This window comes from Yoonia maritima (assembly GCF_002933395.1).
GTDB classification, from domain to species: Bacteria; Pseudomonadota; Alphaproteobacteria; order Rhodobacterales; family Rhodobacteraceae; genus Yoonia; species Yoonia maritima_A.
Window position 1 is genome coordinate 327,643 of sequence record NZ_PKFN01000010.1, and the last position, 9,352, is coordinate 336,994.

Consider the following 9,352-nt stretch of genomic DNA (forward strand, 5'->3'; position numbering starts at 1 on the left):
ACTGGGTGCCAAAAGCCCGTCGGCTTTCGAACAAAAGACCGGAACGTAAGTGGGACAAGACCAATCAGCGACGGGCACCAAACTTGTTTTTATACGGGATGTACGCGTAGAACCCCAACCGTAAACCCGTGTAAAGCCAGCGTTTGACCCATGCTCTGCGTTGTCGTAACCACGCAGAGTTCGAGTACATTTTTTGGATGATCATGGATGCCATAACATGGGTGCAAATCCCGCGTGTGCGGTTCTGAAATTCGGGCCGCATCACGTCAAAGATCACCACTGCGCGCCGTTCATCGGTCTGGTTCCATGCAGTGTGGGTCTGGGCATCGCAGAAAACCAGAATTTTGCCTTCTTCCCAGCTACGAATGTCCTTACCCACCTGAAACCCGCAATCCGGCAAAGGCGCGGGTACCTTTAGTCCCAAATGGCAGCGGTAGACTGCGTCTGTGTCGCCTTGATGCGGGTTGATGTTAGAGTGGGGTTCAAGAATGCTGAGAGACAGGCTGGTGATTTCGGGCCGCGCCTCAAGGATACCTGCGAGTGTGGGGCAACGGTCGAGGTTCTTGTGAATACGAATGCCCCAAAATTTGAGCCCCATGGTTTTCCAGTGCAGAGGTGGAAATGACATGGCGTGGTTGAAGTCATACGGTTTGACGCGTTCGGGCTCAATCTGTGTGAGGGCAAACAATTCATCACGGATGGTTTCCCATTGGGATTCAAATACGGCCACCCAATCAAATTCGTTCGGATCATAGAAAAACGGCTGATCGCCGGGGAACCGTCCGCCAAATATCGCGTACCAGGGATCTTTCTGCGCCGTTTCTGGAGTATGTGTCATAGGACAAGGTGCTCTGCTTTGGTGATCGCGCCAAGCGCTGTGTCGGTGCTGTCGATGATCGTTTGATGTCCGCCCGTCAGAGTTTGCAGGAAAAACGCATCTTTGCATAGCTTTGCCCAAGCGGCCATGCCATCGCGCGTGGTCAGCGTGTCATCTGTGGCATGGATGGCGGCCACAGGGCAGGTCAGCGCAATGTCGGAGGCCTCAGAGGTTTCCAGCAAAGTGAGATCGGCGCGCAAAAGGTCTTTGATCCGGGTAACAGCCTGGCGACGTTCGTCGTCGGTGTCTCCTGATCCGTAGCTGTCCAGAACGGTGTCGATGAATGCATCGTCCTCCAGCAGATGTACCGCGCGGGCGTCTGTGTTGTGGATGGGGCAGTCGGCGCCAGATAGGATCAGGAGCTGGGGCATACGTTGGCCCGCGTGCTGCAAATACGCGGTCAGCTCATAGGCCAGAACAGCGCCCATGGAATGTCCAAACAGCGTATAGGGTCCTTGGATTGCCTCAATATCTTGGGCGATTTTGGCCACCACGTCTTGCAGGTTGGACCAGGGGGTCATGTCGGCTAGGTCTTCGCGGCCAGGAAGTTGCAGCGCGATGACATCGCGGGTGCCGTCCAGCTTGGCCGCCAGTGCAGCATATGCAGAAGCCCCAGAGCCAGCAAAGGGCAGGCACACGAGTTTTGGCACATCTACGACTGACCTGTTCAAGGGTCTGAGCCACGGGGTCAGGTTCTCCGTGTCAGGTGTGACCTTGTCCGGTGCGGCTTGATGGATCACGTCGTAGATAAACGCGCCAAGGGTGTCGATGGTGGGGTAATTATAGGCCAGCGTGGTTGGGAATTCGCATTGGAAGTAGTTTTCCAGATTGGCCGCAAAGGTCATGGTCATCAAAGAGTCCATGCCCATGATGTTGAACCGCATATCTCCTTTTATCTCATCAGTATCTTCCAGCAGGGTAACGGATTGTAATTCTTTGCGGATCACCCGTCCGATTGCGTCCAAAGCCACATCCCGGTCCAAAGCTCGAAGGGATTTGAGCCGTTTCGGGGCTGTGGTCAATTTCCTGTGGTCGCCGTGATCAATAGGGGCAAAGAAAGACGGCTGCGTGGCGAATTTAATGATCGGGGCGTAGGTCTGCCAGTTCACTGCACAGATCATGCTAGAGTGGCGGTTTTGTGCCATGGCGGTTTCCATCGCAGTCAGGGCATCGGGGACGGGCATCAGGTAGAAACCCAGCTTTTGCAGCGTGGGCTTTTCGCTATCCTTTGCGCTCATCCCGACGTCGTCCCACGGCCCCCAATTGATATTGGTCACCGGTAGCGATTGTGCGGCGCGCAGGTTTGCCAAAGCATCCAAAAAATGGTTGCCAGCTGTATAGTGGCTGAGCTTGGCGGACCCCCACAGCGCAGAGACCGTGGAAAACAGCACAAAGCAGTCCAAGTCGCGGTCTTGGGTCAGGTTGTGCAAATGCCAGCTTGCCTGGACTTTGGTTTTCAGCGTGTCGAGAAGGGCTGAAATATCAATATCTTGCACACGATCAAACCAGTTTTCTCCGGCAGCATGAAGCACGCCTCGGATGGGTATTTCTGCAGCGTCGAAGCTATCAAACAAGGCTGTAACCGATGCGGCATCGCGCAGGTCGACGGCGTGCGTATCAATCTGGATGCCCTGCGCCCGCAGGTCGCTGATTGTGCGGCTTGCCGCATAAAACGGATCGCCGGGGTCAAGAGTGTCCCACCCGGTATTGGGCGGCATATCACGGCGCGACAACAACGCAATGTGCCGCGCGCCTTTGTCGGCGAGCCAACGGGCGGTGGCCAGTCCTAGCCCGCCCAATCCTCCGGTTACGATGAAAACGCCATCGGGCCTGAAGTCTGCGCGCGTTTGCGCGGGCAAAGGCGCGGGGGTGATTTGCTGGACATACATCCTGCCGTCCCGCACGGCGACAAAGGGTTCAAATTCCGGTGTCACCGCCTTGCGCAGGATGTGATCGGCCGTGCCCACAGGATCATCCGCTCGGTCATAGTCGATCATCCCACCGCGAATGTCGGGTTGTTCCATGAACAAGGTCTTGCCAAACCCCCAGATAGGGGCCGCCATTGGCGACACGGTGCCTTGGTCTTGAACGGCCTGCGTGTTCGGGGTCACAAGCCAAACGGGACAGAAAAACACCTGTTCCTTCAGCTCGCGTAGCATTTCGATCAAGCTGGTGAAACTGCCCGATTGATATGCGTTCAAGCCGTCAAGATCATTGTCCACCAGATCCGTGTCCGGGCAGACAAACAGGATTTTCCACGGGATCGGTTCTTGAGTGCTCCACCGATGGGCAATGTCCCAGATTGCTTGCCGCCATTGATCGCGGTTCGTAGCATCGGACAAGGTGATATGGGCATCTGGCTTGGTGCTGTTTTGCGCGGATTTGCCCCGTACTGCGGCTTTATCTGTCCCATGTTCGATCCAGTAACATCCATCTCCGCGGGCTTTGATCCGGTGGCACAAGGCCTCGGTCAAGGGCGTGTTGGCGCCCACGACCATCCACCTCATTGCGCGGTCGGCAAAATCAGTGTCTGGCGGGGTAGGCGTCGGCGTCCATGAGGTGGTGTAATGCCAGCCCTCCTGTGACGTGATGTCAGGCGGGGGTTTCGCTGGGTTAGGTTCGATCCGGTCCAGCGTAGCAAATGGCACCGGGTCGTCGGTGTGATGCAAAGAGCCGTCGTTGAATTTGACAAAGGTCTCGGGTGAGATAACCTTGAGCCAATGGCGTTTGCGATCCATCACCATGGGGGGCAACTTTTCGGGGTAAAAATGTCCACCCATCACGTCTGACCAGTCCAAATCCAGCCCACGCAGATATAGGTTTTTCAGTACATCGATGAAGAACCCGTCTTCTTTGCGCGACGGTTCGGCATATAACATCGTGCGCATATGGTGCGCGTCGCGTTTGCCCAAACAGGCCAGTGCCAACGCGAGGCAGGCGCCGCCCGGACCGATTTCGACGAAATCGACCGATTGCAGGCGCAGATGGTCGAGGGATTGATCATAAAGCACCGGCTGGCTGAGCTGGTTGATCCAATGGTCCGCGTCAGGCGCGGTGGTCACAAAATCGGCGGTAACGCTGGAGATCCACGGCAGTTTGGGCGGATGAAACGTGACCTGATCCAAAAAGCTGCGATAGGCGTCCAAAACTGGGCGGACCAGCGGGCTGTGAAAGGCAAAATTAGTGTTGAGATGTCGGGTTTTCACCCCTTGCTCGGCAAGTGCTGCGTGGACTTGGTTGATATGGGTCATCTGGCCTGACACGGTCAGCCGGTTAGGTCCATTATACGCTGCGATCTGTCCCAGATCTGGGTCGAGCAACGCGTTGACCTGTTCGGGTGGTGCGTTGGCCACGAACATGGCACCCGGTTCGACCACATCCTCCATCAGGCGGCTGCGATGATACAAGAGCCAAATGGCATCTTGGGGGGATATCGCGCCGGCGACGCTGGCGGCGGCAAATTCGCCCATACTATGACCCAGCACATAGGATGGCGTCAGGCCGCATGCCTGAAACAGGGTGGTCAACGCATGTTGATTAGCAAACAGGATCGGCAGGTTGTAGCGGTCTTTGTCGATATGTTGGTCCCTGTCGGCAAAGGCGTATTCGGCCAGATCAAAGCCTGGCTCAAGCGGGTCAATCACTGCGGCACATTCGTCAAAGGCCGCGCGAAAGACCGGGTATCGCTGATAAAAGTCCTTGCCCATTTGGGCGTAAAGCTCTCCCTGACCGGAAAAGAGGTAGCAGGGCAGGTGGCTGCGGTCTGCGGCGGTGTCCCAGGTGTCTTGGGCCATGAGCTCGTCGAACTGAGCAGCGGCATCCTGACCCTGAACTGCCACCACCGCAGCGCGGTGTTTCAACGGCGTGCGACCTTTGGCAAAGGAATGGCTGATGTCGGACAGTGGCAGGCCGGGACGATCTTTGAGCCAGCCCGATACGGTTGCCAGTGTCGCCCGCAGCCCGTCATGCGAATTGGCGGTAACGGCCAGAGGATACTTTTTGAACCCGGGCATGTCGGGGTTTTGGGGCGGGTGGTGCGGTTGGGTGTTGGGATCCGACAGGATCACATGCGCCAGCGCCCCGCCGAAGCCAAAGGAACTGACGGCCGCAAGATACGGCGCGCCTTCGGGCAAGTCCCACGATTCGAGCGCGTTTGGGATGGCAAGACGGGTATCGCTCAGGTCGATGTTGGGGTTGAGAGTCTGGATGTGGATTTGTGGTGGGATCTGTTTGTGCTGAAGCACCAATACCGTTTTGATCAGCCCCGCGATCCCGGCAGCGGATTCCAGATGACCGATGTTGGCTTTAACCCCACCCATCCAGCACCGCTTGGGTGCATCCGGATTGATTTGGCCATAGTGGTGTTTGATTTGCGCGACCTCAATCGGGTCGCCTGCGGTGGTGCCCGTGCCATGGCTTTCGACATAGGTGATTTCGGCCCCAGTAAACCCGCTTTGATCCAATGCGCGGGCTATCAACGCTTGCTGCGCTGCGCCGTTGGGAAAGGTGATGCCGCCGCCGGGGTCCGAGCCCGCGCCGTCCTGCGCCGAAACCACGGCACAAACCTGCGCCAAAATCCTGTCGCCTGCGGCCAAAGCGGCGGATTTGCGTTTGATCATCACCATGCCGCAGCCTTCAGAGCGGACATAGCCATTGGCGCTGGCATCAAAGGTCTTGCACCGTCCGTCGGGGGACATCATGCCAAATTGGCTAAGCACGGTGGTCGATCCCGGGGTGAACATCGTGTTCACGCCTGCCACGATGGCCTGATCGCATTCGCCCTGCCGCATGGACTGCACCGCCAGATTAAACGCGGTGAGAGATGATGAACAGGCAGTGTCGACGCTCATGCTGGGGCCGTTGAGGTCGTAGAAATACGACAGCCGGTTGGCCGCGATGCAATGGGCATTGCCCAACCCGGTGTAAGCGTTGTGGCTGGTCAGCCCCGAAGTGAGGGATATTTTGGCGTGCAGGTAATCCGCTCCGCTGATGCCCACGTACACGCCGGTATTTGACCGGGCCAGATCGGATTTCTTGTGGCCCATATATTCCAGCAACCGCCACGAGGTTTCTAGCAACATGCGGTGTTGGGGATCGGTCTCACGGGCTTCGATGGCTGACAGACCAAACAAATCTGCGTCAAACAGGTCCAGCTCATCGACAAATCCGCCCCATTTGGTGTTTGTTTTGCCGGGGATACCGGGGCGGGGGTCGTACCAAAGGTCATTATCCCACCGCGAAGGCGGTACTTCTGTGATCGAATCCACGCCGTTGCATAGATTTTCCCAAAAGGCGTCGATCGACGCCGCTCCCGGGAAATTGCAGGCCATGCCGACAATCACAATTGGGTCGTCTGGATCTACGGGAGTGACTGACGGCACCGTGGCGACGGGCGTCTCGGGCGCGCTGGGGGAAAGTGTCTTTAACGTTCCCGCGATGTACTGTTCCATACACAGCGCGCGCGCGATTTTGTTGCTGGTGGTGCGCGGTAGAAATTTCGCCGGAACAAACACAATCTGGGCCGGAGCCCAGCCGTAATGTTCGATCAACGTGGCGGAAATATGTTTGCGCAGCGATGCCAGATCCGCCCGCGTCGCAGAGCGGGGTGCTTCTTGGAACAGATACAGTTGTTCGTCATCGCCAAAGTGCCGTGATATCGCAACAGAGGGCAAACCGCCCAGAACCTCGCCTAATGTTTGCTGCAAAAGCGTTTCGATATCTTCGGCCGGCAGGGTGAGGCCGCGCACGATCACCACGTCTTTCTTGCGGCCTGTGATGTAGAGGCGGCCGTCATGTAACAATCCTAAGTCTCCGGTTGGCATCCCGGCGTCTGTTGGGGCCAACGCTGACCCGTCCAGATAGTTACGCGCAAGGCTGTCGCCTGTCAGGTAGATTTCGCCTATAGTGTCATCAGGGCATAGGTCCTGTGTCAAAGGATCGCGGATGGCAGCAGTGATGCCATCATGCACGGCATAAGGCAGCAGGTCGCGCGTGTGATCGCCACCGCCGAGCGGACGTTGCAGGATATGGTCGCGGGCCTGGGTCAGGTCTTGGGCACCGCCGGCGACCAAAAGACTGGCTTCGGCCATGCCGTAGACCGGGCGCAAGGCTGACGCGGCCAATCCACAGGCATGGAACCTGTCGGCAAAAGTGTTCAGCGTTGCCAGTTTGACGGGTTCGGCTCCGACAAAGATCTGCGTCAGGCAGGACAAATCCCACCCCGGATCGGGATCAACCCGATCGGCACACAGCCCAAGCGCAAAATCAGGCGTGGCGACAGTATTAACGCGGTTGTCATGGATGGTTTGAAACCACAACGCGGGGTTATACATCAGCGCGTTGGGGGGCATAAATACGCCGAACCCTTGACCATAGAGCACCTTTAGAAGGTTGCCGACCAACCCCATGTCATGATGCAGCGGCAACCAACAGGACATACGCACGGTGTCGGTTTGTTCAAAAATTCGGTCCATAAAGGCCAGATTGGCCAGCACATTTTCATGGCTTAAAGCCACGCCTTTGGGGCGAGCGGTTGTGCCGGAGGTGTATTGGACATAGGCCACGTCCGATGGATCGGGGGCAGGGTGGCTTGAGAGGTCAAACGCCTGTTGCGGGGGCTGTGCCATCAGATCGTCGAGGGCAAGCACTTTGACATCCTCCAGTCCCGATTGTGCCAAGAGCTGTTGTATTTGCCCGTGTTGCTCGCTTTCGACTACAAGCGTCTTTATCGCGTCAGCGTGCAGGATTCGCAGAAGTCGTTTGACACTGGCGTGTTCTGCGCGCGGCGTGATCCCGGCGAGCGGTGCAGGCACGGCACCAGCCAGCATCAACCCCGCAAAACACAAGGTGAATCTTGCCTGTTGGGTGATGATCATTGCAACGGGTTCGCGCCGGATCAGCCCGTGTTCTATAAAGGTCTGTGCCAGCCTTTGGGTCCAAACCCGCAGCTGGGCGTAAGAATAGCGGTCTGTTTCAGCGCCGCGTGCATTAAGGAAAACCAGACAGTCCCGAGTGGCCAGATCCGGGTCTGCCTGACAGAACAGATTGGTTAGCAGTTTAAATTTTTGCAAGTTTAATCTCTGACCGTGAAAACCAAAGGTGTCGCGCCGTCTTGTCCGTCCTTGCCCCGCCCTGCTGCGCCAAGGCTGCCGTTGCCGTCAGGGCTGTATCCCGCAGGACCTGCGCGTCCGCCTGCACCACCCGCGCCACGGCGCGCCTCGACCGTAAGGTTTGCGCTTCTTTTGACGACGCGCACAGGTTCGGTGATGAGGTTGGCATCGCCGCCGTCACCGCCTTCGCCGCCGCGCCCGCCGGGGCCAGAGATGCCATTTTTGGCCTGCATACACCCCGAGGGCGCATAGCCGCCCAAACCACCTGCCGCCCCTGTTCCGCCGGTCCCGCCATCGCCGCCACTTTGACCACATCCGCCCTGGGCAACAATGGTCGGGTCACCTTCGGTGTACCAGATGTCGATATTGGCAGGCTGGATCGCCCGGCCGGGCTGGCCTTCGATGCCTTTGCCCCCTTCGAGCCCCGCCACGCCGGGGGCGCCATCGCCGGGAGGCCAGGTGCAGATATAGGTGTCGGTGGCTTTGTCCAACTTGTGTTCGCCCGGCGTGCCGTCAGCGCCCACATCGGGTGTGGCACCCAGCTCTCCTGTTTGGGCCTTGTCGGGGTCAAATGGTCTGCCCGAGATGTAGACCGTGGTGTCACACTTCTCTTCGTGATCTTTAGCGGGGGGCAGAACCGTGAGTTGGCCAAAGAATAAGGATGCTTTGCCATACACCCCGATTTGGGCCGAAGCTGCCATCCGCACATGTTTGAAGTTAAGGATGATCGGGTCGTTATCTTCGAGCACCAGCCGAGTGTCGGGGCCGATTGTCAGGGTATCTCCGGTGTAGACTGTGACTTTGGACGGGAACAGCAACCTGTTTGCGGTTTCCAGAACGTTGGGGGGAATTGTCGAATGGCCAAACACATAAAGCGAAGCCAACTTCAGAAGTTCGGGTTTGTCGAGCTTGTCCGAGCCCCGTTTCACATCGCCGGAGGCTAGCAGGGTCAAAAGGGCGGGATCGACTTTGTCATATAGCGCGCTCAACGTCCGCATGTCCGTCGCGTTCAACAATGTATCGGCCAGTACAATTGCGCGCAGTTGATCAAGGTCATAGGTTTTCAGTATGTGGCCCTTGATCGCGCAGTCGCCGCTATTGTTGAGAATGACCTCTTGGCTGTCTTTATCCCCGTCGACAAGTGAGTTCGCACCAGCAGTAAAATCATTAGGGCCAAGGCCGAGATACTTGTTCACCACCTGAAAATGCTCGTCGATTACGTCTTGATCCATAGTATCCTCCAACGCCTCGTTCAGTTAGGGAAAGTGTAGCCGACCCGACGTCGTGGCTGTGCCCGTCTCGCCCTTTGATCCCTTGCCGCCGTCGTCATAGGCGGGCGTCCCGATGCCCGGCCCACCGCCAATAG

At 57.6% G+C, this 9,352-nt stretch carries 3 protein-coding genes; all 3 read right to left on the reverse strand.

Going from position 1 to position 9,352, the window contains the following annotated elements; genetic code table 11:
• Positions 1-64: 64 nt before the first annotated feature.
• Genes CYQ09_RS14870 through CYQ09_RS14880 form a run of 3 tightly spaced genes read right to left on the reverse strand, consistent with a single transcriptional unit; the run spans position 65 to position 9,218 of the window.
• Positions 65-838, reverse strand: coding sequence for an aspartyl/asparaginyl beta-hydroxylase domain-containing protein (locus CYQ09_RS14870; RefSeq protein ID WP_162617690.1), 774 nt, complete (start codon positions 836-838; stop codon positions 65-67).
• Entirely contained in the window at positions 835-7,947 is a 7,113-nt protein-coding gene (locus CYQ09_RS14875) for a type I polyketide synthase (RefSeq protein ID WP_106746169.1), read from the reverse strand. Before CYQ09_RS14875 ends, CYQ09_RS14870 begins: the two co-directional genes overlap by 4 nt.
• Positions 7,948-7,949: 2 nt before the next feature.
• On the reverse strand, positions 7,950-9,218 hold the full coding sequence (locus tag CYQ09_RS14880) for a hypothetical protein (protein ID WP_106746170.1): 1,269 nt from the start codon (positions 9,216-9,218) through the stop codon (positions 7,950-7,952).
• Positions 9,219-9,352 lie beyond the last annotated feature (134 nt).